The 23,662-nt window shown below is 57.4% G+C and carries 29 protein-coding genes and 1 riboswitch; of the genes, 16 read left to right on the top strand and 13 right to left on the bottom strand.

Annotation, left to right across the window (positions count from 1 at the left end; genetic code table 11):
* Positions 1 to 9 precede the first annotated feature (9 nt).
* Positions 10 to 1,011, bottom strand: coding sequence for a glycosyltransferase (locus JL05_RS14630; RefSeq protein WP_033632827.1), 1,002 nt, complete (start codon positions 1,009 to 1,011; stop codon positions 10 to 12).
* Positions 1,012 to 1,534: 523 nt separating this feature from the next.
* On the opposite strand from JL05_RS14630, the gene pabB reads away from it, so the two are divergent.
* From pabB to JL05_RS14610, 4 genes are all read left to right on the top strand, one after another.
* On the top strand, positions 1,535 to 2,908 hold the full coding sequence (gene pabB / locus JL05_RS14625) for an aminodeoxychorismate synthase component 1 (RefSeq protein ID WP_033633639.1): 1,374 nt from the start codon (positions 1,535 to 1,537) through the stop codon (positions 2,906 to 2,908).
* Positions 2,905 to 3,483 (top strand): CoA pyrophosphatase, encoded by a 579-nt coding sequence (locus JL05_RS14620; protein ID WP_033632826.1) that lies wholly within the window; start codon positions 2,905 to 2,907, stop codon positions 3,481 to 3,483. Before pabB ends, JL05_RS14620 begins: the two co-directional genes overlap by 4 nt.
* Positions 3,484 to 3,929: 446 nt before the next feature.
* Complete coding sequence (sdaA, locus tag JL05_RS14615) at positions 3,930 to 5,294, top strand: L-serine ammonia-lyase (protein WP_004927589.1); 1,365 nt, start codon at positions 3,930 to 3,932, stop codon at positions 5,292 to 5,294.
* A 268-nt stretch (positions 5,295 to 5,562) separates the two neighbouring features.
* On the top strand, positions 5,563 to 7,149 hold the full coding sequence (locus tag JL05_RS14610; protein ID WP_033632825.1) for an EAL domain-containing protein: 1,587 nt from the start codon (positions 5,563 to 5,565) through the stop codon (positions 7,147 to 7,149).
* Positions 7,150 to 7,165: 16 nt separating this feature from the next.
* Here JL05_RS14610 and JL05_RS14605 read toward each other — a convergent pair whose 3' ends face one another.
* Complete coding sequence (locus JL05_RS14605) at positions 7,166 to 8,710, bottom strand: TerC family protein (protein ID WP_033632824.1); 1,545 nt, start codon at positions 8,708 to 8,710, stop codon at positions 7,166 to 7,168.
* A 562-nt stretch (positions 8,711 to 9,272) separates the two neighbouring features.
* Here JL05_RS14605 and manX point away from each other — a divergent pair.
* The 5 genes from manX (at position 9,273) to mntP (ending at position 13,442) form a co-directional block, all read left to right on the top strand.
* Entirely contained in the window at positions 9,273 to 10,232 is a 960-nt protein-coding gene (gene manX / locus JL05_RS14600) for a PTS mannose transporter subunit IIAB (protein WP_031299690.1), read from the top strand.
* A gap of 56 nt (positions 10,233 to 10,288) precedes the next feature.
* Positions 10,289 to 11,089, top strand: coding sequence for a PTS mannose/fructose/sorbose transporter subunit IIC (locus tag JL05_RS14595; protein ID WP_033632823.1), 801 nt, complete (start codon positions 10,289 to 10,291; stop codon positions 11,087 to 11,089).
* 15 nt (positions 11,090 to 11,104) lie between these two features.
* On the top strand, positions 11,105 to 11,947 hold the full coding sequence (locus tag JL05_RS14590; protein WP_015378157.1) for a PTS mannose transporter subunit IID: 843 nt from the start codon (positions 11,105 to 11,107) through the stop codon (positions 11,945 to 11,947).
* 53 nt (positions 11,948 to 12,000) lie between these two features.
* Positions 12,001 to 12,459 (top strand): DUF986 family protein, encoded by a 459-nt coding sequence (locus tag JL05_RS14585; protein WP_033632822.1) that lies wholly within the window; start codon positions 12,001 to 12,003, stop codon positions 12,457 to 12,459.
* 218 nt (positions 12,460 to 12,677) lie between these two features.
* A riboswitch (yybP-ykoY riboswitch) is annotated at positions 12,678 to 12,861 on the top strand.
* A gap of 11 nt (positions 12,862 to 12,872) precedes the next feature.
* Positions 12,873 to 13,442 carry a manganese efflux pump MntP gene (mntP, locus tag JL05_RS14580; RefSeq protein ID WP_004927615.1) on the top strand — a complete coding sequence of 190 codons (570 nt, stop codon included), beginning with the start codon at positions 12,873 to 12,875 and terminating at the stop codon, positions 13,440 to 13,442.
* Between the two features lie 62 nt (positions 13,443 to 13,504).
* Here mntP and rlmA read toward each other — a convergent pair whose 3' ends face one another.
* The gene (gene rlmA / locus JL05_RS14575) at positions 13,505 to 14,323 is read right to left on the bottom strand and encodes a 23S rRNA (guanine(745)-N(1))-methyltransferase (RefSeq protein ID WP_033632821.1); all 819 of its coding nucleotides are present in this window, start codon (positions 14,321 to 14,323) and stop codon (positions 13,505 to 13,507) included.
* A 161-nt stretch (positions 14,324 to 14,484) separates the two neighbouring features.
* Between rlmA and pgeF the strand changes: the two genes are divergently transcribed.
* The gene (gene pgeF, locus JL05_RS14570; RefSeq protein WP_033632820.1) at positions 14,485 to 15,201 is read left to right on the top strand and encodes a peptidoglycan editing factor PgeF; all 717 of its coding nucleotides are present in this window, start codon (positions 14,485 to 14,487) and stop codon (positions 15,199 to 15,201) included.
* Positions 15,202 to 15,255: 54 nt separating this feature from the next.
* Here the strand turns inward: pgeF and cspE are convergent, their stop codons facing one another.
* Together cspE and JL05_RS24900 are read right to left on the bottom strand one after the other, a co-directional pair.
* Entirely contained in the window at positions 15,256 to 15,465 is a 210-nt protein-coding gene (gene cspE, locus JL05_RS14565) for a transcription antiterminator/RNA stability regulator CspE (protein ID WP_002221949.1), read from the bottom strand.
* A 41-nt stretch (positions 15,466 to 15,506) separates the two neighbouring features.
* The gene (locus JL05_RS24900; protein ID WP_002211058.1) at positions 15,507 to 15,623 is read right to left on the bottom strand and encodes a DUF2627 domain-containing protein; all 117 of its coding nucleotides are present in this window, start codon (positions 15,621 to 15,623) and stop codon (positions 15,507 to 15,509) included.
* A gap of 306 nt (positions 15,624 to 15,929) precedes the next feature.
* Between JL05_RS24900 and JL05_RS25395 the strand changes: the two genes are divergently transcribed.
* Entirely contained in the window at positions 15,930 to 16,220 is a 291-nt protein-coding gene (locus JL05_RS25395; RefSeq protein ID WP_139182584.1) for a hypothetical protein, read from the top strand.
* 84 nt (positions 16,221 to 16,304) lie between these two features.
* Here JL05_RS25395 and JL05_RS14560 read toward each other — a convergent pair whose 3' ends face one another.
* Positions 16,305 to 17,339 carry an MBL fold metallo-hydrolase gene (locus JL05_RS14560; RefSeq protein WP_015378161.1) on the bottom strand — a complete coding sequence of 345 codons (1,035 nt, stop codon included), beginning with the start codon at positions 17,337 to 17,339 and terminating at the stop codon, positions 16,305 to 16,307.
* A gap of 219 nt (positions 17,340 to 17,558) precedes the next feature.
* On the opposite strand from JL05_RS14560, the gene JL05_RS14555 reads away from it, so the two are divergent.
* The gene (locus JL05_RS14555) at positions 17,559 to 17,849 is read left to right on the top strand and encodes a hypothetical protein (RefSeq protein ID WP_033632819.1); all 291 of its coding nucleotides are present in this window, start codon (positions 17,559 to 17,561) and stop codon (positions 17,847 to 17,849) included.
* Positions 17,850 to 17,895: 46 nt separating this feature from the next.
* Here JL05_RS14555 and JL05_RS14550 read toward each other — a convergent pair whose 3' ends face one another.
* The 3 genes from JL05_RS14550 to JL05_RS14540 form a co-directional block, all read right to left on the bottom strand.
* Positions 17,896 to 19,257 carry an amino acid permease gene (locus JL05_RS14550; protein ID WP_033632818.1) on the bottom strand — a complete coding sequence of 454 codons (1,362 nt, stop codon included), beginning with the start codon at positions 19,255 to 19,257 and terminating at the stop codon, positions 17,896 to 17,898.
* A 175-nt stretch (positions 19,258 to 19,432) separates the two neighbouring features.
* The gene (locus JL05_RS14545) at positions 19,433 to 19,669 is read right to left on the bottom strand and encodes a DUF4060 family protein (RefSeq protein WP_004927680.1); all 237 of its coding nucleotides are present in this window, start codon (positions 19,667 to 19,669) and stop codon (positions 19,433 to 19,435) included.
* Between the two features lie 74 nt (positions 19,670 to 19,743).
* On the bottom strand, positions 19,744 to 20,046 hold the full coding sequence (locus JL05_RS14540) for a phage protein NinX family protein (protein WP_004927682.1): 303 nt from the start codon (positions 20,044 to 20,046) through the stop codon (positions 19,744 to 19,746).
* A gap of 170 nt (positions 20,047 to 20,216) precedes the next feature.
* Here JL05_RS14540 and fos point away from each other — a divergent pair, with 170 nt between their 5' ends.
* Positions 20,217 to 20,624 (top strand): fosfomycin resistance glutathione transferase, encoded by a 408-nt coding sequence (gene fos, locus JL05_RS14535; protein WP_033632817.1) that lies wholly within the window; start codon positions 20,217 to 20,219, stop codon positions 20,622 to 20,624.
* Between the two features lie 39 nt (positions 20,625 to 20,663).
* On the opposite strand, the gene JL05_RS14530 is transcribed toward fos, so the two are convergent.
* Together JL05_RS14530 and mgrB are read right to left on the bottom strand one after the other, a co-directional pair.
* The gene (locus JL05_RS14530) at positions 20,664 to 20,939 is read right to left on the bottom strand and encodes a YebO family protein (protein WP_033632816.1); all 276 of its coding nucleotides are present in this window, start codon (positions 20,937 to 20,939) and stop codon (positions 20,664 to 20,666) included.
* A gap of 81 nt (positions 20,940 to 21,020) precedes the next feature.
* Positions 21,021 to 21,164, bottom strand: coding sequence for a PhoP/PhoQ regulatory lipoprotein MgrB (gene mgrB, locus JL05_RS14525; protein WP_016927395.1), 144 nt, complete (start codon positions 21,162 to 21,164; stop codon positions 21,021 to 21,023).
* A gap of 176 nt (positions 21,165 to 21,340) precedes the next feature.
* On the opposite strand from mgrB, the gene JL05_RS14520 reads away from it, so the two are divergent.
* Positions 21,341 to 21,574 carry a YobH family protein gene (locus JL05_RS14520; RefSeq protein WP_004927690.1) on the top strand — a complete coding sequence of 78 codons (234 nt, stop codon included), beginning with the start codon at positions 21,341 to 21,343 and terminating at the stop codon, positions 21,572 to 21,574.
* 40 nt (positions 21,575 to 21,614) lie between these two features.
* Here JL05_RS14520 and JL05_RS14515 read toward each other — a convergent pair whose 3' ends face one another.
* The gene (locus JL05_RS14515) at positions 21,615 to 21,854 is read right to left on the bottom strand and encodes a DUF2766 family protein (protein WP_004927692.1); all 240 of its coding nucleotides are present in this window, start codon (positions 21,852 to 21,854) and stop codon (positions 21,615 to 21,617) included.
* Between the two features lie 184 nt (positions 21,855 to 22,038).
* Here JL05_RS14515 and JL05_RS14510 point away from each other — a divergent pair, with 184 nt between their 5' ends.
* Together JL05_RS14510 and JL05_RS14500 are read left to right on the top strand one after the other, a co-directional pair.
* A complete protein-coding gene (locus JL05_RS14510) occupies positions 22,039 to 22,251 on the top strand; it encodes a YccJ family protein (protein ID WP_004927694.1) in 213 nt (70 codons plus the stop codon).
* Between the two features lie 446 nt (positions 22,252 to 22,697).
* A complete protein-coding gene (locus JL05_RS14500) occupies positions 22,698 to 23,084 on the top strand; it encodes a helix-turn-helix domain-containing protein (RefSeq protein ID WP_004927697.1) in 387 nt (128 codons plus the stop codon).
* Between the two features lie 21 nt (positions 23,085 to 23,105).
* Here the strand turns inward: JL05_RS14500 and JL05_RS14495 are convergent, their stop codons facing one another.
* The gene (locus tag JL05_RS14495) at positions 23,106 to 23,459 is read right to left on the bottom strand and encodes a DUF1304 domain-containing protein (protein WP_033632813.1); all 354 of its coding nucleotides are present in this window, start codon (positions 23,457 to 23,459) and stop codon (positions 23,106 to 23,108) included.
* Positions 23,460 to 23,662 lie beyond the last annotated feature (203 nt).

Below are 23,662 nucleotides of genomic sequence, written 5' to 3'. Positions count from 1 at the left end.
TCTGGTGCGTCAGGCCGGTTGCGAACAGCCGTTATCGTTGCGCCACTGCTTCAGGCGATGCCGCCACAGCATGACATGCCACCCCTGCTTCAGGCCGCGCGCATTGGCGAACATCGCTCTGTCGATACCGCGCTGATAGAACTCTTCGGTGATCTGACTCTGAGCAGCCGGTTCCGGTTCGCGACGAATGCTGTGGCAAATGCCCAGCGCTTCGCGGGTGATTTGCCAATGGAAAGCCGGACGAATGACGATAGTGCCCGCATAGCGCTGGTTGAGCCGCTCCAGCATTTCGACGATTTTCATATAGTGGCGTTGATACTCCACGTTCGCCTTACCGATGCGCCGACGATTACTGATCGACTTGTCGTGCACCCGTTGACGGTACAGCGGCGTACTTAAATATTTGACCCGTTTGGCATTAAACATGACTTCTGTCGTCCAGGGAATATCCTGGTGATGTAACCCCGGCTCGAAATAAAGCCGATGCTGGCGAATAAAGTCGAGGCGATATATTGCCAGCCATACAACGTGAATAAACTTTCGCGATTTCAGCGCACGTTCAAACCACTGCACGCCACTGATAACATCGGTGGTACGCAAACGCGCCTCGGGAAAAATCGGCTGCAATTCATCTTGGCTGGTGAAATAGCGCTCGCCATTACATTGCATCACGTCTAATTGGTGTTTTTCCGCCTGTTCCAGCAGCGTGGAATACATCTCCGGCGCCAGCAAGTCGTCGGCATCGGGAAACGCCACATATTTGCCTTGGGCAATGGCAAGCCCGGCATTACGCGCGTTAGAAACACCGGCATTGGCCTGATCGATCACACGAATATGCGGATGTACCGCCGCGTAACGGTGCGCGATCTCTCCTGAACCGTCAGTGGAACCATCGTTGACGATGATCACCTCCAACCGTTGCTCGCGCTGGGCCAACAGCGAGGCCAGGAAAGGCTCCAATAATTCCCCCGCATTGTGCATCGGGACGATCACGCTCAGCATTAACGACATAGTCAGCTCTTCAATAATAATGTAACAAAATAATAATTTTATTTTTCTAAAAGACTCATTCGGTCTGCGTACGCTTGGGATAGGCGTGAAACCTGCAAATTCCCGCGCTGGCTAATGGGACCGAACTGGCCTTTCTTTCTCAAACCCGCGCCAGAAAAGCGCTGAGTAATTAATCCATTAATTCCAAAGGGTGGCGACGTTGGCTAAAATCGGGCATAGCAACATCTCCCCCGCTTCTAATAACAAGCAGAAATAATAAATTTATGAAATTAACGAATCTTTTTTTATATTTCTCGGGTCTTGCGCCCTCGGTGAAAAATGCTTCCAGTTATTTTGACGTTAAATTTTTAACATATCGAAGTATAAACAATGGCGCAAAAAATGCCTTATTTCAGGTTTATTGAACTACCGTTTATGTGAGGTGTGCTGCATGTCTCGCATGGCAAAACATGCATGACGTGGCCGTCTATGGCACACTAGCCGCCAGATATCGCCGTCCTCACAGCCAGGTTTATTGACGTTCATGAGCGTAACCGCCCCAAACATAAAATCTTTGCCCTACAGCCGCCGTGCCCTGATGACGCTTTTCGCCCCGCTTTCATCGCAGCCTTGGGCGATGCTGCTGCATTCGGGCTTTGCCGACCATTCGCACAACCGTTTCGATATCCTGGTCGCACAACCGCGCGTGACACTCACCACCCAGGGTGCCGACACGCAAATCGAAAGTGACGGCGTCACCATTCAGTCGCAGGAAGATCCGTTCTCCTTGCTGCAGCAGCAACTGGCGGCGCAAGGCTGGCAGCCGGCGTTTAATCCGGACCTGCCGTTTCAGGGCGGAGCTCTGGGACTGTTCGGCTACGATCTTGGGCGCCGGGTGGAAACCCTGCCGCAGTTGGCCGAAGCCGACCTCGCTTTGCCGGATATGGCAGTGGGCATTTATGACTGGGCAGCGATCGCCGACCACCAATTGCAAACCCTGACGCTGCTCAGCTATGGCGATGTGGAGCAGCGCTGGCGCTGGCTCAATAGCCAAACCGCACCTACAGAACGCCCTTTCACGCTGCTGAGCGACTGGCGCGCCAATATGAGCCGGCGACAATACGGCGAGAAATTCCAACGTATTCAGCACTACCTGCGCAGCGGCGACTGTTACCAAATTAATCTGGCACAACGATTCTCCGCCGACTATCAGGGGGATGAATGGCAGGCGTTCTGCCGCCTGAGCGCCTGCAACCGCGCGCCGTTCTCGGCCTTCCTGCGCTTGCCGCACAACAGCGTACTGAGCGTCTCTCCCGAGCGCTTCCTGTGGCTGGAGCAGCAGCGTATCCAAACCCGCCCGATCAAGGGCACGCTGCCGCGGCTGGCGGACGCGGAGCAGGACGCCGCGCAGGCTCGCCGTTTGGCCGATTCACCCAAGGATCGCGCTGAAAATCTGATGATCGTCGATCTGCTGCGCAACGATATCGGTCGCGTCGCCCAGCCTGGCAGCGTACGGGTGCCGGAACTGTTCGCCGTGGAGCCGTTCCCCGCCGTGCATCACCTGGTGAGCACCATCACCGCGACCCTGCCAAACCATACCTCGGCGGCCAAACTGCTGCGCGCCTGCTTCCCCGGCGGTTCGATCACCGGCGCGCCCAAGGTGCGCGCGATGGAAATCATCGAAGAGTTGGAGCCGCAGCGCCGCAATGCCTATTGCGGCAGCATCGGTTACCTGAGCGCCTGCGGCACCATGGACACCAATATCACCATTCGCACGCTCGTCACCGAAAACGGTCGCATCCACTGCTCCGCCGGCGGCGGCATCGTAGCGGACAGCCAGGAGCAGGCGGAATACCAGGAGACCTTCGACAAGGTCGGCCGCATTTTGCCGCAGCTAGGGGAGTATGCCCTGTCGTGATCCCATCGAACTCATCGGCCTCACTGCACGCCTTTATCAGCCGTTTTCAACTGCAGCTGCCGCAGGCGACGCAGATTTCGCACCATGTGCGCCCGGCGGCGGTGCTGATCCCGATCGTCTGCCGCGCCGAGCCGACGCTGCTGTTGACCCGCCGTGCCGACTCGCTGCGCAAACATGCCGGTCAAGTGGCCTTCCCCGGCGGCAAAACCGACGCCGAAGACGGATCGGCGATCGTCACGGCGCTGCGAGAAGCGCAGGAAGAAGTGGCGATACCGCCGCAAGCGGTGACTGTCCTCGGCCAAATGGCGCCGCTCGACAGCAGCACCGGATTTCAGGTTACCCCTATCGTCGGCCTCATCCCGCCGGACGTGCAGTTCCACGCCAATGAAGGCGAAGTGGCGGACGTGTTCGAGATGCCCCTGCGGGAAGCGCTGACCCTGTCGCGTTACTATCCGCTGGATATTCATCGCGCCGGCCATACGCACCGCATCTACCTCTCCTGGTATCACAGCCAGTTTATCTGGGGGCTGACCGCCGCCATCATTCGGCGCCTGGCGCAACAGGTCAGTATTTAGCCCGCATTACGTGATCTGACTCGCAATCTGGCACGGTTGCCGGCCTCCGCGGCGGGTAAAGCGATCGCTATCACTTCATTTGATCGCTTTTTCAACTACCGTTTCGGTTGAATGGTTTTAAAAAAACTGTAAACCCTCTCTTAAACCTTACGAAATACCTGTAAAATACCACCGTCCGAGATAAACCACTGTAGAAACAGGGATTAAGCCGGCGGCGTTCAGCACGGAAAGCTGGCGCGATTACCGCTAATGGAGCTTGGGCGAAAGCGGATACCCCGCACAAGGGTTCGCCCCGGGTAATCAGTAAAAAAAGCGACACCACGGATTATTTAATTTCATGCGAAAAAGGCAGCCGAACCCGCACGGCCCTTTTACAATATCGCTGTTCCCTGCGCGGTTTTTGACCGCCGCAGCCATAACAATACGTCTCTTTAAGGAGTTTTAGCGTGATTAGCGTTTTCGACATGTTTAAGATCGGCATCGGCCCGTCCAGCTCTCATACGGTTGGACCGATGAAAGCCGGCAAACAGTTTGTCGACGATCTGGTAAATAAAGGCCTGATGCCTTCTATCACGCGTGTTGCCGTAGACGTTTACGGCTCACTCTCATTGACCGGCAAAGGTCACCATACCGATATCGCCATCATTCTCGGCCTGGCCGGCAACATGCCGGACACTGTCGATATCGATAGCATTCCGGGTTTTATTCGCGATGTAGAACAACGTCAACGCCTGATGCTGGCCAACGGCCTGCATGAAGTCGATTTCCCGCGCGACGGCGGCATGGTCTTCCGCAGCGACAACCTGCCGCTGCACGAAAACGGCATGCAGATCCACGCCTTCGCCGGCGATAAAGAAGTGTACAGCAAGACCTATTACTCTATCGGCGGCGGTTTCATCGTCGACGAGGAGAATTTCGGCAAGGCCGCCGAGCAAGAACTGCAAATGCCCTATCCGTTCAACTCCGCGCGCGAAATGCTCGACCACTGCCGCGAGACCGGCCTGTCGCTGTCCGGCATGGTGATGCAGAACGAACTGGCGCTGCACAGCAAGCAAGAGATCGAGACCTACTTCGGCAACGTCTGGCAAACCATGCGCGCCTGTATCGATCGCGGTCTGAACACCGAAGGCGTACTGCCGGGGCCGCTGCGCGTACCGCGCCGTGCCTCCGCGCTGCGCCGCATGCTGGTGGCGTCGGACAAACTGTCCAGCGATCCGATGAACGTGATCGACTGGGTCAACATGTTCGCGCTGGCGGTTAACGAAGAAAACGCCGCCGGCGGCCGCGTGGTCACCGCGCCGACCAACGGCGCCTGCGGCATCGTGCCTGCGGTGCTGGCTTACTACGATCACTTCATCGAGTCCGTCAGCCCGGATATCTACATCCGCTACTTTATGGCGGCGGGTGCGATCGGCGCGTTGTACAAGATGAACGCCTCCATTTCCGGCGCCGAAGTCGGTTGCCAGGGTGAAGTGGGCGTTGCCTGCTCCATGGCGGCGGCCGGTCTGGCCGAACTGCTGGGCGGCAGCCCTGAGCAGGTCTGTGTGGCGGCGGAGATCGGCATGGAACATAACCTGGGTCTGACCTGTGACCCGGTCGCCGGCCAGGTGCAGGTGCCGTGCATCGAGCGCAACGCCATCGCTTCGGTCAAGGCGATCAACGCCGCCCGCATGGCCCTGCGCCGCACCAGCGAGCCGCGCGTTTCGCTGGATAAGGTGATCGAGACCATGTACGAAACCGGCAAAGACATGAACGCCAAGTACCGCGAAACGTCACGCGGCGGCCTGGCAATCAAGGTGCAATGCGACTGACAGACAACCCCGCCACCCGGCGGGGTTTTTTATGGGTAATCAATTCATTGGCCGCCTTTTGTGACAATGTCACCAGAAAAAATCCTGCATTTCTCTCATCGATCCGGCGGTTAGCCTGCAAATTGACCTTCTGTTTTGCCAAATCGAAATAATTTACTGAGTTACCATCAATCTTGTATAACCTCAGGCTAGAATTAGCCGAGCGCAACTTAAGGATCTATGACCTGACCGTGACTCGGGGCTGGATTACCGAACAAGGATTTACCGGATGTTGATGACCCACCTCGCCGCGTCCCGATATCGTTATTACCGTTGGCTGCTGGCCGGAGCGGTGGGCGCGGCTATTCTGTTGGTATCGCTGTATACCCGTTACTATCAAGAGGTCAAAAGTATCGAGCTGAGCCAACAGACATTGGCCACCCGCACCGTCGGCAAGCTCAACCAGTTGTTGACGCCGGCTCAGCTGCAGGCGGAGCGCAGCATGGACATGCTGGACCAGCCCTGCGAGAACGTTTCGTCGGCCCTGCGCTTTCGCGCCGCGCAGAATCAGGCGCTACGCGCCATGTTGCTGGTAAAAAACGGCATTATTTACTGCTCCAGCCTGTTTGGTTCCCGTCATTATCAGCTGGCCGCGGTAATGCCGACCTTCGTCAACAGCAACGCCAGGCTGGCGCTGCGCCCCTCGCTGGCGGTGAGCAAAGGCCTGCCCACGCTGGTGATGTGGACGCCATCCCCCCACGATAAAACCAGCGGCGTGCTGCACGTGTTTAATATCGAGCTGCTGTCCAACTTTTTACTCGAGCCGCAGGAGCCTTACGTTCAGCGCGTGGTGCTGAACGTGGCTGACAGCAGCCTGGAATACGGCCGACGTGAAATCCTGAGCCGTGACACCTTGACCAACGATCTGCGCTACACCGCCGGCTCTGCGCTATACCCGTTCTCGATTTCGCTGTTCGGCCCGCAGATCGGCATGCTGGCGCTTTCCGCACTGCCGCGCCATATCCCGCTGGCGCTGCTGATCAGCCTGTTGGCCGCCTATGTGGTCTATCTGCTCACCGCTAACCGCATGAGCCTGTCTTATCACATCGGCCATGCCATCACCCATCGCGAGTTCCGCGTCTATTGCCAGCCCATCATCCATAGCGACACCGGGCGCTGCGCCGGCGTCGAGATGCTGCTGCGCTGGAAAAAGAAGCGGCAAGGGTGGATCTCCCCCGACGTGTTTATTCCGCTGGCCGAGCAGCATGAGCTGATCATTCCGCTGACCCGTTATCTGATGAACACCGTGACGGAAAATCTGCAGCTGTTCCCGCCGCGACCGTCGTTCTACATCAGCATCAACGTCGCCGCCGAACACTTTAAAACGCTCAACATCATCGACGATATCCGCCGGATTTGGCTACCGGCGCATCCGATGCCGTCACTGATGCTGGAGCTGACCGAACGCACCGCGCTGTCGGCGATCCAGCATGACCAGATCCGGACGCTGAAAGACATGGGGATCATGCTGGCCATCGACGATTTCGGCACCGGCCACAGCTCGCTGAGCTACCTGAAGAACCTTAGCCCGGACGTGTTAAAGATCGACCGCGGGTTTACCGCGGCCATCGGTACCGACGCGGTCAACGCCACGGTGACCGATACCATCATTACGCTGGCGCAGCGGCTGAAGCTGAAGCTGGTGGCTGAAGGGGTAGAAACGGCGGAACAGGCCGACTATCTGCGCTCACGCGAAGTCAATGCCCTGCAGGGGTATTATTTCGCCAAGCCGATGCCGATCCACGTTTTCCCGCTGTGGTTGCAGCAGTACGAATCGCGCGTCAGGAAAACAGAAGAAAATACGCCGGAGGCCTGAGCCTCCGGCGGGTGGGTTACGAATGCGCCGGTTCGTCGAAGACGATGCGGGTGACACGCACCAACTCGATGCGATAGTCGGAGACCTCGACGATATCGAAACGCAGGTGGTTCAGTTCAATGGTGTCCCCCACCACCGGCATCTGGCCGTAGTGGGCTAACAGCAGCCCCGCCAGAGTGGCGTAGTCTGCGGTTGGGCTGACCAGGTCATCGCAGGCCAGCGCCTGTTCCAGCGAGTGCAGGTCGGTCCCGCCTTTGACCAGCCAGCCGTCGCCTTCCGCCACGATGTCCGGCGTTTCATCTTCGTCCGGGAACTCGCCGGCAATCGCTTCCAGCACATCCAGCGGCGTCACCAGCCCCTGCACCACGCCGAACTCGTTGGTGACCACCACCAGGCGCCCTTTGGCGCGGCGCAGCACCGCCAGCAGCTTGATGACATCCATGGTTTCCGGCACCACGATCGGCGGCGTGCGGGCGGCAAACTCGGCGATATCTTCCCCTTGCTCCAGCGCCACCAGCAGATCCTTGGCGCGTACCACGCCGACGATCTCATCCACAGAGTCGCGACACACCGGGAACAGGCTGTGCGGCGTATCCAGCAACTGTGCGCGCACCTCATCACGGGAGCGCTCGCAGTCGACCCAGGAGATGTCAGTGCGCGGCGTCATCACGCTGCGCAATGAGCGCGAGGCCAGCGTCAGCACGCCGCTGATCATATAACGCTCTTCCGCCGCAAAGGTTTCATCCCTCGGCAACGCCACCGCGTCGTCCGCCTGCTGCGCACGCTGCTGCCCCATCAGGCGCATGATCGCTTCCGCGGTGCGCTCGCGCATCGGGCGACGCGCCTGATGCTTGATAAAGTTGCGACGCGCGATCTGGTTGAACAATTCAATCAGGATCGAGAAGCCGATCGCGGCGTACAGATAGCCTTTAGGAATATGCAAGCCGAAGCCTTCGGCGATCAGGCTCAGACCGATCATCAACAGGAAGCTCAGGCACAGCACCACAATGGTCGGGTGCGCATTGACGAAGTTGGTCAACGGTTTGGACGCCAGCAGCATCACCGCCATCGCGATCACCACCGCCGCCATCATCACCGGCAGATCGTTCACCATGCCCACGGCGGTAATCACCGCATCGAGCGAGAACACCGCGTCAAGGATCACGATTTGCACCACCACCGCCCAGAACTTGGCGTAACCGCGGTTGGCGCCATCCTGGTGCGTCTGCCCTTCCAGCCGTTCATGCAGCTCCATGGTGGCCTTGAACAGCAGGAATACCCCGCCGAACAGCAGGATAAGATCGCGGCCGGAGAAGCTGAAATCGCCGACGCAGAACAGCGGCGTGGTCAGGGTTACCATCCAGGAGATCACCGACAGCAGGCCCAAACGCATCAGCAATGCCAGCGACAGGCCGATGATGCGCGCTTTATCGCGCTGCTTCGGCGGCAACTTGTCGGCCAAAATGGCGATGAACACCAGGTTGTCGATGCCCAGCACGATTTCCAGCACCACCAGCGTAAGCAACCCCGCCCAAATAGAGGGGTCCATTAAAAATTCCATATCAGACTCCAGAAAAAAGTGGGAATGAGCGCACGCCGCTCAGACGTGACGATGCCGCCGCTGCATGGGCGCAGTCGACAATAGCAAAGTGACGGGATGGGATTACCGGGAGATGGCCGAAGGGCCGAACAGCATATGCAACGCCAGCAGGTGGCGGGTGAAACCTGGAAAAACAGTTACTTCGGTGACAGTCCATAGGGAGGGCTGAGGCCCTTCACTCCTTAGTGATGAAAGAGGAAATTACTGTATCAGGATTTTTCTGGGGGACAAAGCGGCTTTTTCAACGGCGGTTTAGGGTGACGCCACGCCATATCGTCTGCGACAGCTAAGATTTCTCCGAGCATTCAATAGCGGAGCAGCGTCACAAAAAATATTTTTTCACTCACTAAAATAAATCTCGCGTTCGTGAAATATCACGCACAGGCATTTGATACTGCGTGAGAAATGTTAGGCGTGCGTTTCTTTTTTTCTACCATAATGTATCTGAACCGCGGAAGTGACTGCCAAGACGGCGCGGAGAAACGACACAAACCGCGCCTGGAGTTCAACGAGGAGGTAGCGAGTGGCAATAGCTATTATCATCGGCACACACGGGGCTGCAGCGGAACAACTGCTGAAAACGGCGGAGATGCTATTGGGCGAGCAGGACAACGTCGCCTTTATAGACTTCGTTCCCGGTGAGAATGCCGAAACGTTAATCGTCAAGTACAACGAAAAAATCAGTGGATTGGATACCAGCGGCGGTGTGCTGTTCCTGGTGGATACCTGGGGCGGCAGCCCGTTCAACGCCGCCAGCCGCATTGCGGTCGACAAAGAAAACTATGAGGTCGTCACCGGGGTCAACATCCCGATGCTGGTGGAAACCTTCATGGCGCGGGACGACAACCCCGCTTTCGATGAACTGGTGGCGCTGGCGTTGGAAACCGGCCGAGAAGGCGTGAAAGCGCTGAAAAAACCGCAGGAAGAACCCGCAAAACCCGTGGCGCCCGTCGCCAAAGCCGCTGCCCCTCAGGCGCCGCTGGGGCCGAACGACCACATGAAAATCGGCCTGGCGCGCATCGATGACCGCTTGATTCACGGCCAGGTCGCCACCCGCTGGACCAAAGAGACCAACGTCAGCCGCATTATCGTCGTCAGCGATGAAGTCGCCGCCGATCATGTACGCAAAACCCTGCTGACTCAGGTTGCCCCGCCGGGCGTCACCGCCCACGTGGTGGACGTGGCGAAGGCCATCCGCGTCTGGAACAACCCCAAATACGCCAACGACCGCGTGATGCTGCTGTTTACCAACCCGACCGACGTCTGGCGGCTGGTGGAAGGCGGCGTGGATATTCAATCCGTCAATATCGGCGGCATGGCATTCCGCCAGGGAAAAACCCAGGTGAACAACGCCGTTTCCGTCGATGAAAAAGATATCGAAGCGTTTAAGAAACTGAACGATCGCGGTATCGAGCTGGAGGTGCGTAAGGTCTCGTCCGACAGCCGGCTAAAAATGATGGACCTGATTAACAAACTCAATTAGTGGCGCCAGCCGCTGATTATTTTACTCAGAGCTTTTTTGGTCATAGGAGAAGTGCAATGGAGATCACCACTCTTCAGATTGTGCTGATATTTATCGTTGCCTGTATCGCCGGGATGGGTTCCGTCCTCGACGAGTTCCAGTTCCACCGTCCGCTGGTCGCCTGTACCCTGATCGGCTTCATTCTCGGCGATATGAAAACCGGCATCATCATCGGCGGTACGCTGGAAATGATCGCCCTCGGCTGGATGAATATCGGCGCGGCGGTCGCGCCGGATGCCGCCCTGGCGTCCATCATCTCGACCATCCTGGTCATCGCCGGCGGGCAAAGCGTCGGCGCCGGTATCGCCCTGGCCATTCCGCTGGCGGCGGCCGGCCAGGTATTAACCATCATCGTGCGAACCCTCACCGTGGCCTTCCAGCACGCAGCGGACAGCGCGGCGGAGCGCGGCAGCCTGCGCGCCATCAGCTGGATCCATGTCGGCGCCCTGCTGCTGCAGGCAATGCGTATCGCCATCCCGGCGGTCATCGTCGCCATCTCGGTGGGCACCGCCGGGGTGCACGCCCTGCTCAACTCGATCCCGGAAGTGGTCACCAGCGGCCTGAACATCGCCGGCGGCATGATCGTGGTGGTCGGTTACGCGATGGTGATTAACATGATGCGCGCCGGCTACCTGATGCCGTTCTTCTATCTCGGTTTCGTTACCGCCGCCTTCACCAACTTCAACCTGGTGGCGCTCGGCGTCATCGGCGTGGTGATGGCCGTGCTGTATATCCAGCTCAGCCCGAAATACAACAAGTCTCAGGTTGTCCAGGCCAGCCCGGCTAACGCGAACGATCTCGATAACGAACTCGACTAGGAATAGGTGAGAGAAATGGTTGATACAACTGCTCAAAAGAAACTCACGCCGGCCGATATTCGCGGCGTATTCCTGCGCTCGAACCTGTTCCAGGGTTCATGGAACTTCGAACGCATGCAGGCGCTGGGTTTTTGCTTCTCGATGGTGCCGGTGATCCGTCGCCTGTATCCGGAAAACAATGACGACCGCAAACAGGCGATCAAGCGTCACCTGGAGTTCTTCAACACTCACCCTTACGTGGCGGCACCGGTGCTCGGCGTGACCATGGCGATGGAAGAGCAACGCGCCAACGGCGCACCGATCGACGACGCCGCAATCAACGGCATCAAGGTTGGTTTGATGGGGCCGCTGGCGGGCGTCGGTGACCCGATCTTCTGGGGCACCGTGCGGCCGGTATTCGCCGCGCTTGGGGCGGGCATCGCCATGAGCGGCAGCCTGCTCGGACCGATCCTGTTCTTCGTGCTGTTCAACCTGGTGCGCCTGCTGACCCGCTATTACGGCGTGGCCTACGGTTACCGTAAAGGGGTGGATATCGTCAACGACATGGGCGGCGGCTTCCTGCAGAAACTGACGGAAGGAGCGTCCATTCTCGGCCTGTTTGTCATGGGCGCGTTGGTCAACAAGTGGACGCACGTGAATATCCCGCTGGTGGTGTCCAAGATCACCGACCAGACCGGGCATACCAACGTCACCACGGTGCAGACCATCCTCGACCAGCTGATGCCGGGCCTGGTGCCGCTGCTGTTGACCTTCGCCTGTATGTGGCTGCTGCGCAAGAAAGTCAACGCACTGTGGATCATCATAGGCTTCTTCGTCATCGGTATCTTTGGCTATTGGATTGGCCTGCTGGGCCTGTAATCGTTCGAAACGGCCGGGGGCAACCCCCGGCTTTTTTATGTGTGGAGCAAGAGATGTCACTGACCGACGCCGTACTGATGCTGTTTATCGCCCTGCTGTTGCTGTATTCGCTGTACGACGAATTCGGCATGGATCTGCTGAAAGGCAAAACGCGGCTCAAAGTGCCGCTCAAACGCCGCAACCGCCTCGACAGCCTGATTTTCGTCGGCCTGATCGCCATTCTGATTTACCGTAACGTCACCGCCAACGGCGCGCCATTAACCACTTATCTGCTTATTTCTTTGGCGCTGCTCGCCATCTATATTGCTTATATCCGCTCGCCCAAAATGGTGTTTAAAGCGCACGGTTTTTTCTTCGCCAATGTTTTTGTCGAATATAACCGCATTAAAGCCATGAATTTATCGGAGGACGGCATTCTGGCCATCGACCTGGAGCAGCGCCGGCTGTTAGTTCAGGTGACGCAATTGGATGACCTGGAGAAGATATACAATTTTTTCGTTGATAATCAATAAATAAAGGGAAATTAATTTCATTCTCGCTCAAACCTTGCGCTGTCTGTGGGTAATTAATCAGCAGCGCCATTTCATTTCCGACTATTATTTCTGCAACATTTTTACCCACGTCTACATTATATTCCCACATGAACTCAGATTAATGAAAACGAGTCTCAATTAAGAACAAAAATCGCGCCAGAATAAAGTTGTCGGTAGCGGAAATAATATGGTATGGTTGCGCCGTCATTGGGGAGTAGCCGGTTTCTGGAGAATAAAGCGCCAGAAACGCCCGTATCAACATACTCGTTTCGTCGTATGAAACGTGGTGCGGGCAGCCAGGTAAGGTTGGCGAGACCATAGACACGTAACTCCGTCGTTTGGTTGGGGGTGGGTTACGTGTATATGGAGCCACCCGGCCGAGGCTATTTCACATGAACCTTTCAGCAACGCTTATTCTCGCTTTCGGCATGTCCATGGATGCATTCGCCGCTTCTATCGGCAAAGGCGCCAGTCTGCATCAGCCGCGCTTTCGCGAAGCGATCCGCACCGGTCTGATCTTCGGCGTGGTCGAAGCAATCACCCCGCTCATCGGTTGGGCCATCGGCCTGTTCGCCAGCCAATACATCATGGAATGGGATCACTGGGTCGCCTTCTCGCTGCTGTTCATTCTCGGCATGCGCATGATTGTCGAAGGGGTGCGCAACAGGCCCGACGAAGAAGAGAAGGTCAAACGCCACGGCTTCTGGATATTGGTGGCCACCGCTATCGCGACCAGCCTGGACGCCATGGCGATCGGCGTCGGTCTGGCCTTCCTGCAGGTGAACATCGTGCACACCGCAATGGCCATCGGCTGCGCCACCATGATCATGGCAACGTTGGGCATGATGATCGGCCGCTTTATCGGCCCGCTGCTGGGCAAACGCGCCGAAATCCTCGGCGGCGTGGTGTTGATCGGCATCGGCGTCAACATCCTGCTGGAGCACCTCGGCTACCTGGCCTGAGGCGACCGAACTGCAAAAAAACCTGCCGCGGCAGGTTTTTTTGTTTCTGAGTTCAAGACCCCTTAAGCGCGACGTCGGTACAACGCCAACACGAAATCCGTCTCGCACACAAACTCGCCGCCCTCGGCCAACCGCTGTTGCACCTCCGGCGTAGCGCGCCAGGCGAACGGGGTCATCTGCAGCAGATTGGCGGCCTGCGCGCCCGGTAGGGTCATCGTATAGGCCAGCGCCTCTTTGCGCTGACAGTCGAAACCGGCGAACTGTTCATCCTGTTCGGCATGCAGCTGCACCTGCTGGTACACCTGCTCTTTCAGCTGGTACAGATGACGCGGGCCCGGCGAAACCGTCAGCACCACGCCGCCCGGCTTCACTACCCGCGCCAGCTCCTCCGCCTTGCAAGGCGCATAAATGCGCAAGACCGCGTCCAACGCCCCGTCGGCGAACGGCAAACGGTGACTGGAGGCAACGCAGAACGAGACCGCCGGATAACGTTTGGCGCCATAACGGATCGCCACCTTGGCGACGTCCAGCCCATAGACCGCCATATTGCGCTCCTGAGCCAGCCGTGTGGCCACGGCGGCGGTGTAATACCCTTCCCCGCAGCCTATGTCCAATAACGCGCCTGCATCGGCCGCCAGCGCCGAATCCAGCCATTCGGCCACCTGCGCCTGCAACGGCTGATAATATCCGCCGGCGAGAAACGCGCGCCGTGCCTGCATCATTTCTACGCTGTCTCCCGGCTGCTTCGATCGTTTGTGCTGCACCGGCAGCAGATTCACGTAACCTTCTTTGGCTTGATCGAACTGATGATTGCCGTCACAACGCCAGTGTTGTGAGGAAAAATGCAGCGGTTGATGACACAGGGGGCATTGATAAGACATGAATGGGCTTCCAGAAAGACAGGGCGCGGCTAGTCTAAAGAAGGCGTCGGCTTGATGCAAGGCGCATCCCCGCTCGCTTTCGTCGCCAACAACACCTGGCCAAGCGGGGAAAAAGCTGGCTACACTGAGAGTCTGTTTTCTCATGCAGGTGAACATAACTTATGAGCGATCGTTCCGCGCTGCTCGATGCGGTGCCCCACATTCAGCACGGCTTCGGCAGCAAACTCGCGCTGCTGCCCGGGCATCTGCTGCCCTACAGCGCCACGCTGCCGGAAAAAAAACAGGTGCACGGCACCCGCATCGTCGATGTGCTGCAGCCGGCGCAGGCATGCGGCGAGGCCGATGGTTTCTATACTCGCCAGCCCGGCATTCTGCTCAGCGTACTGACGGCGGACTGTTTGCCGGTGCTGTTCAGCCGCCGTGACGGCAGCGCCATCGCTGCGGTGCACGCCGGCTGGCGCGGGCTGCTGGACGGCATTCTGGAACAGATGGCAGCACGCATTCGCCAGGACGGCGACACCGCCGATTGGGTCGTCTCCATCGGCCCTGCCGCCGGCCCGTGCTGCTACGAAGTCGATGAAGCGCTGGTGGAGAGTTTTAAACAGCGCCTGCCGCTGCCCGCCACGCTGATCAGCCCGCATTACCGGCATCTCGATTTGGCCGCAATTGCCGAATACAAGCTGGCGGCGCTCGGCTTCGCCGCCGTTGACCGCGCCGGCAGTTGCACCATCTGCACGCCGGACGTCGACCCACAGCGGCCGCAGCGCTTCAAATACACCAGCCATCGCCGCAACAGCCACCGGCGCGCGCAGGATCCGACGCATCCGGGGATCAAAGACCGCAACCAGTACGCCGGCATCATCATCGCCACCGGATGACACGGAAACGAAAAAGCCCGCGCGAAGGCGGGCTTTTTGTACAGCTGACGCTGATTAGATAGCAGTAACGTTTACTGCAGATGGGCCTTTCTGGCCATCTTGGATTTCGAACTCAACGTTCTGGCCTTCAGCCAGGGTTTTGAAGCCGTTACCCTGGATTGCAGAGAAGTGTACGAACACGTCTTTGCTGCCGTCAGCCGGGGTGATGAAACCGAAACCTTTAGACTCGTTGAACCACTTAACTTGACCTTTGATCTTTGCCATCTTGAGTATTTCCTTTGGATTGTTTAAACCGCCCGAGGGCGTTACATAGACAAACTAGAGTCGTTACTGCTTGAGGCACTAAGATAAGGATCGGCAGAGAAGCGGTATTCAACGCTAACGTCTTTACTCAGAACTTCTTTACTGAAAATGCCACACATATACAGAACTGTACCTCGTTTTACCCAGATGCGTTATCACATACTCTGTATGCGATGGCAAGCCATTTTTAATCACTGAACGACATGTCGCACATATTTGAAACGGTCGAGCGCAACATTTGCTTAAATAGGCCAAAAGATGTTGAAGCATCGGCTATTTTCTGCTTGCCAAAATCACTGCGCCAGACCCCGCATTCTGCTGGAGTTTTAACAAAACTTTCATCGTATTGACGCCTTTGCGTCTCATCATTTCCGCTTTTTTGCCGCTTATAGCGTTAAAAAATTTGAATCTTTATGGAATGTGATATGCAACATTTGAATATCGATGAACGGGGGCCAATTTATTCATCGCTCCTCCGACCATTTACCGCCGGAAAGCCCATTCATCATCGGCTTTCCGGCCTGCCGCCAAACGGCGCGGGCGAGAACGGCGCACGGGTCGGCGGCAACGTCTCTGCCCTGCACAACGGATGCATAAGCATGCAAAGCGCCGGCACATCTTCCGCTGCCGGTGGGCTCATCATAAATAATCCGAATGTCATTAACCTCAATAGCCGGAATAATCTTATCAATAACGAAAGTTCAACGTTGAATTAAATCCTGAAAACACGGGGGTTATTTGAATCACCACCCGCACTTATCAATTCTGCTAATTACAGCTGCGCTTTCAAACCATTGACTTTATTCATCCCGCTGCGCCGCCGGGTGATTAGGTAACGCAGGCGATGAGCCCTGCAACGCGATGCGCTCGCCAATCTTCAGCGGGAGGAATTGATGCTGCTCCAACCCCGCCTCGCTCAGGGCCAGGTTCAGCTGCTGCGGCGGTTCGTCCAGCGACTCATCCGCCAGTTCAAATACTCCCCAATGGATGGGAATGGCTCGCGGCTGATTCAGCTCGCGATACAGCGCCACCGACTGCTGCGGATCCATATGCTGCTCCTGCATAAACCAGCGCGGCGCATAGGCGCCGATCGGCAGCGCAGCCACGTCGAACGGCCCCAGCCGTTGACCGATCTCCGCCAGCCGTTCCGAATAACCGCTGTCGCCGGAAAAATAAAACCGTAGCGCCGGATGGTGGATCACCCACCCGCACCACAGCGAGCGATTGCGATCCCACAGCGTGCGCATGCTCCAGTGCCGCGCCGGCGTGGCATAGACCGTCAGCTCGCCCAGTGACAGGCTCTGCCACCAGTCCAGTTCATGCACCTTCAGCCGGTAGCGTCGAAACCAGCGCTTCAACCCCAACGGCACGATGAACTCAGCCTGCGGGAAACGCCGCGCCAATTGCCGTACCGTGCGCCTGTCGAGGTGGTCATAATGGTTATGGGAGATCAGTACCACATCCACCGCCGGCAGTTGCCCCACCGTCAACGGCGGCGGCGTTCTGCGCTTTGGGCCGTAAAAGCTCAGCGGCGATGCACGTTCGGACAATACCGGATCGATCAGGATATAGCGGCCGCTCAATCGCAATAGCATCGAGGCATGCCCCAACCACCAGACGCTGTCGTCGCTGCCACTGAGATCGGCAGGCTGCCACCAGCGCTGGGTAAATTGCGCGTAACCCTGCTGCGGCGGCCTGGGCAGCCCCTGCCGCTTGCGTTCATCTTGCCAACGCCGAAGATCGCCCTCCTGGCGCCGCGAAGGTTCCAGGTTGCGAAATCCCTCCGGCGTATGATGCGCCTTGGCCGCGTCGTAATAACGGTTGATTCTTTTCATCCTGCCTTTTCTCCCGACCACAGCGCCCTGCACGGGCATGACTTTCAGTGTAACAAACCCGATGAAGCTCGCACTTTGTCAGCCGTGCGCTGCATCTCGGGACCTTTTGCCGTATGCTGTTGTCTCACTCCGGTGGAAAGCCAGGGCCGCCAAGAGCCCGTTAAGACTCTCTTAAGATCTTTGTGATTGACTTGTAGGGCATACAGAAAAGGAGAAGTTATGAGTCGTTCGACATCCCGCAAATCAGGCGCAGGCCTGGGGCGCCGTATTCGTAGCGCGCTGCTGGCGCAGAAGCAATACTGGAAAATGTATTTCGCCATGAAGCTGCGCCGCGTGCGCGTGCCTGCACCGCTGGTGCTGCTTGGCGGTTCGCTGCTCGGGTTCTTCATGCTGACCCTGCTGATGCTCAGCGTGGTGACCATCGACATCATCAGCACCCTGCTGCTGCTGTGCCGGAAACTGCTGGGGCGGGGTCACGGCGAGGGCCGCGCCTTTATGCCGCGCGGCTAACGAGAAAAGAAGCGGAGGCGGGCAATACGCCTCCGCAGCACGCAGATTAACGCTTGGCGCCTTTACGGCGCGTCAGCATGAACCCGCACCACAGCACCGCAACCCATACCGGTATCAGCAGCACCGAAATGCGGATCCCTTCGCTGAAATACATGATCACCAGAATCAGGCCGAGGAACGCCAGGCACAGGTAGTTGCCGAACGGATACCACAGCGCCTTAAAGCTGGGGATGACACCCTGGCGGTTCTTGGCGGCACGGAACTTCAGGTGCGCCAGGCAGATCATCACCCAGTTGATCACCAACGTTGACACCACCAGCGCCATCAGCAGCTCAAACGCCTTGCCGGGCATCAGGTAGTTGATCAGCACGCCGATCGAGGTAATCAACGCCGACAGCGCGATGGACAGCACCGGCACGCCGCGTTTATTCACGCGCGTCAGCACCTGCGGCGCATTGCCCTGGCTGGCCAGCCCGAACAGCATGCGGCTGTTGGCATAAACGCCGCTGTTGTAAACTGACAGCGCGGCGGTCAATACCACTACGTTGAGCACCGTTGCCACCAGATTGCTGTTCAGCGCATGGAAGATCAGCACGAACGGGCTGCCGCCCTCCACCACTTGCCCCCACGGATAGAGCGAAAGCAGCACGGTCAGCGAGCCGATATAGAAGATCAGGATGCGGTACACCACTTGATTGGTGGCTTTGGGAATGCTGCGACGCGGATCGGCGGCTTCCGCCGCGGTGATGCCGACCATCTCCAGCCCGCCGAACGAGAACATGATCACCGCCATCGCCATCACCAGCCCGGAGAAGCCGTGCGGCATAAAGCCGCCCTGCTGCCAGAGGTTGGTGATGCTGGCCTGCGGCCCGCCGTTACCGCTGGCCAACAGCCAGGCGCCGAAGACGATCATGCCGACAATCGCCACCACCTTGATGATGGCGAACCAGAACTCGGTTTCGCCGTACAGGCGCACGTTCACCAGGTTAATCAGGTTGATCAGCACGAAAAACAGCGCGGCAGAGGCCCAGGTGGGGATCTCCGGCCACCAGTACTGAATGTAGATGCCGACGGCGGTCAATTCCGCCATGCCGACCAGAATGAACATTGCCCAGTAGTTCCAGCCGGAAAGGAAGCCGGCGAAATCGCCCCAGTATTTATAGGCAAAGTGACTGAAAGAGCCGGCGACCGGCTCCTCCACCACCATTTCACCCAGCTGGCGCATGATTAAAAACGCGATAAAACCGCCGATGGCGTAGCCCAGCAGCACGGCGGGGCCGGCCATTTTAATGGTTTGCGCAATGCCGAGAAATAAACCGGTACCGATGGCGCCCCCGAGGGCAATAAGCTGTATGTGTCTGTTTTTTAAACCGCGTTTTAGCGGAGTATCCTGATGCTGACCGCCCATCTTATCCTCATATGGCGTATACCCTTGCCGCTATCGGCCAAGATTTCACCAATCAATAAATGTATCTGCGGGCGGCTTTTTAACACTTAACCCCGTGAGCATCAAGGAGAAGCGCCCCGAGACGGCAGGCCGGAGCGCGATTTTTTTACCGCGAGAAAGCGGATAACGGCAGCGTTTAGCCAGGCATACCGCACAGTTTGGTCAGATTGCGCGCGCCGATCATCAGCGTGGCGACATAAGATTGGCTACGCGTGACCACTTCCACCGCCACGCGATCGTTTTGATATTTTATCAGGTAGGTCGAGGGCCAGCCCTGACGGCGCTGGCCGAAGCTTTCGGCATGACGATCGATCGCCGCATGGGCAATCACCAGATGAGACAAGTTTTTATCACCTTTGATAATGCGCTTCATAAACAGCCTCCGCCAACGACAGCTCTGTTATTAGAAAAAGGAGAAACTCTTACCAATCACCGGTATTGTTCGACTCAGTTAGCCTGTCGGCTCATCAGGAAGCAGATCATCGCCGCGCGCAGCGGGCTGGCGCTGTCCGCCTGCCATTCACCGCCCTGAGTGCTCATGCGCGCCTGCCACTGCGGGCTGTCGCTTTGGTTGTCGGGGTTCAGACTGATTTTGTTGGCGCAAATGATCGGCCAGGCATCGGAGGGATTCTTGCAGTAATCTTTACCTTTCACACCACCGTAGGGATACCACTTGTCCGGGTTCTCTCCGGTCAGCAGCGCAATGCTGCGGTTCACTTCGGCATCGCTTTCTTCGTACCATTTAATCATCGGCTTCATCCAGCTTTCGTAAGGTTCGCGCTACATTACGATGTCTGTACGACAGTTTTATGACAGCGCCGCCGGTTTTCACATTATCTCTACTAATGCTTTGTCCCCTTTATCTTTCCTTAGCGCCTGCGTAAACTTTTCTCCCTGTTCAGCGCCCAGAGAACGCATGCATGTTGACCGGCCTTAACCATCTGACGCTCGCCGTCAGCAATCTCGATCGCAGCTTCGATTTTTATCGTCATCTGTTGGGATTTATCCCGCACGCCCGCTGGCAAGGCGGCGCCTATCTGTCGTTAGGGCCGTTGTGGCTATGCCTGTCGCTGGATGAAACGCGCATGCAACAACGCGAGCGCGATTACACCCATTACGCCTTCAGCGTCGCGCCGGAACACATTGAGCAGGTCAGCGAGCGGTTGCGCCAGGCCGGCGTCGAAGAGTGGAAAAGCAATCGCAGCGAAGGCGAATCACTCTATTTTCTCGATCCCGATGGGCATCAATTGGAGATCCATGCCGGCGATTTGGCCAGCCGCCTGACGGCATGCCGGGAAAAGCCGTATCAGGGCATGGTGTTTTACTGAGGCGCCCCGGCGACGCTGCCGTCGGCCGGGGCATCATGCTCAACGTTCGGGGATGAAACCTTTGAAATCCAGCGCGGGGTTGAGTTCGTCGTCAGCAGCAGCGGCGCCGTCTGCGCCGGCGCGGTGCGCCATACGCTTCAACAGCGCCGTTTGCTGGCGTTGTTGCTCGGCAATCTCCTGCAGCAGGCGAATCTGCTCATTGGCGCGCACGCTGGCGCGGTTCACCAGGAACCAGACCCACAGCCCGGCCAGCAACGCCACGGCGGCGAGGGCCAGCGACAACAGGCCGTTCTGGCCAAAACCTAAATCGTACATGGACAACCCTATCTACTGCGAAATTCAGACAGCCATCTTAACACTCGCGGCGGCCGTGCGAACATCCCTGCCAAAAATTGCTTACCAGGGCACGAAGCGGGTTACCGAACAGATGCCCAACGCAAAATTTCCACCATCGTCGCAATAGCTGTCCAGCGCCAGCAGGTAGAAAAACAGGCAGGCAGCGACGGCCGTCATTATCACGAGGATTTTTTTTCGCAACAAATTTAGCAGCCTCATTGTTATCTTGGTAACCTATCGCGCATGTTATCACAGCGAAGTTAAACGAAGTTTAACTTTCCGTTTAGATTTCTGGCTATCGCCCGGTTTTCAGACTGTTACCCTTGCCCTCGCATAGGCGCCGTGGCTAGATGAACCCTCAGGGATAACGAGGAAATACGATGAGCAAATTGATTAAGTGGGTATTGGTGTTGGCGGTCATTTACGGCGGCTTTTTGATCTCTGGCTACGGCGTGCTGATCGGCAGCAACAAAAACGTTGGCGGGTTGGGGTTGCAGTGCAAATACCTGACGGCGCGCAACGTGGCGATCGCCCAGTACGTGAATGGCGACAACGGTTTCATCGGCGTAGCCGACTGCCCGCTGTTCAAGAAAATCGAAACGGTGGTGGATTAACCGCCACCGCCCGACGCCGCCGCTTTGCGGCGGCCCCGCCTCAGTTGCGGGTAAACTTCATCTCGATCAGCGCAATCGCCTTGTCAATCGCTCGGCGGGTCACCGGATCGGCGCCGGCAGGATGCGTGGAGAAATCGATGCTTTTGAGCTGACCCGCCATCTTGTCGCGCACTTCGGTCGGCGCAATCACGTCGATAACGTCCAGAATCTGTTTGATGACCAGTTGGCAAGCGACCAGATCGGAAGCCAGTTCCTGCTCGTTGCTCAGCATGTCAGACATAATAAATTTCCTTCTTGATTCAAACGCCGCACAGAATAGCATGGCATCCGCGCCATTGCCCGCACTCCCCGTCTTTTTCCCCATTCTGCGCACCGGCGGGCAAAAGCCTGCGGCGGATTGGCCTATACTTGCTGCATGGCGGTGGTAAAAACCACCCGCAAGCCACAACCAACAGGAGAAAGTTATGGCGAATCACAATGTGAAATCCTGGGCGACAGTGCGTGAAACTTCGGTGGAAATCGCCGAAGCCATTTTTGAGCTGGCAGGGAACGATGAAGTGTTGGCGCAGAAAATCTGGGAAGAAGGCAGTGATGAGGCGTTGGAAAAGGCCTTTGCCAAAACCACCGCCGACCAGCTTTATTGGGGAGAAGAAACCGTCGAGCGGAAAAACGTTTGAGCGGTTACGCAACAAAAAGCCCGGGTTTCTGACCCAGGCTTTCCCGATTAGCGCTCGCCCCGCTCAGCGGCGTGCATGTCTTCTTGCTCTCACGGTTCTTCACCTCCCACACTTTCCGCATTCTTCATGCTCATCACCGGCGTCGCCATAAAAGCGCCGACGCCCACGATTACAACCAGAGTAATAATCACTGTCATTAACATGCGATCACCCCATCAACGTTGAGTTGTTACGGCTGACTCTGTTTTGGCGGTTCTTGCTGCGGCTTTCTTTGCGTCCCCCACCGCGGCGGCGACAGTCTCAGATTAGCCGTTTTTCCTTTCGGCTGACAAGCGGCGGTCAAACGGTTTTTCCGAATAATTGCCCTCCGTCACCGGCGGCATTTTTGTCCACGGCGGCAAGTTGTGTATACTTCACCGCTATGTAGGTCTCACACTGACGCACTGATGATACAAGAACACCACCTCTCGTTGGTCTGCGCCCTCAGCAAATGGGTCGAAACTCACCTCGGACGAGTGATCCATCTCGAAGAGCTGGCCGAGTACTCCGGCTACTCGCTGTGGCACATGCAGAAGCTGTTCAAAGAAGCGACAGGGATTTCGCTCGGTAAATACATTCGCGAACGCCGTCTGGCCGGCGCAGTCTATCAACTGCGCAGCAGTGAAGCGTCGATCTTCGACATCGCCCTGGACTTTGGCTTCGGTTCACAGTCCCACTTCACCTACATGTTCAGAAAGCGTTTTAATATCACACCCTATGATTTCCGCCAGGATTTGAGCGTTGATCTGCACATCGATCCGCCGCTGCACGTCATTCACCAAAAATCCGCCTGAAGCTCGCCGCAAGTCGGCGGGTTAACGCGCCCCCCAGACCGCCAGCATCGCGATCGCGGCCGGCAGCGCCTGCACCCACAAAATTTTGCGGCTGGCGCTCAACCCGCCGAACACCCCGGCCGCCAGCACACACCCGAGAAAGAACAGCTGCAGCGCCACATCTTCACGCCAATAGCCCCATACCAGGCCCAGCGCCAGAAAGCCGTTGTACAACCCCTGATTGGCGGCCAACACCCGCGTGGCTGCGGCGAACTCCGCCGTTGTGCCGAATGCGCGCCTGCCGAGGGGCGTACGCCACAGGAACATTTCCAGCACCAGGATATAAAGATGGAGCGCTGCGATGAGCAGCAGCAAAATATCGGCAAAGAACTTCATGATGGTTCCAGTCGTTTATTGAAGATGCCATCAATTATAAACACCTTCGCTCGCCTCCCCATCGGCGGAGATAAAAAAACCCGCCGAAGCGGGTTTATGCAGGAGTCATTTTTTGAGGTTAGTTTAATACGGCGACCAACAATGCCGCGACAGAGACCCAAAACAGCGCCGTGGCAACCACGACATGGGACAATCTTGCACGA

This window comes from Serratia nematodiphila DZ0503SBS1, from assembly GCF_000738675.1.
Lineage (GTDB): Bacteria > Pseudomonadota > Gammaproteobacteria > Enterobacterales > Enterobacteriaceae > Serratia > Serratia nematodiphila.
Note: the sequence above shows the minus strand (reverse complement) of the source record. Positions and strands in the feature narration are given on the sequence as shown.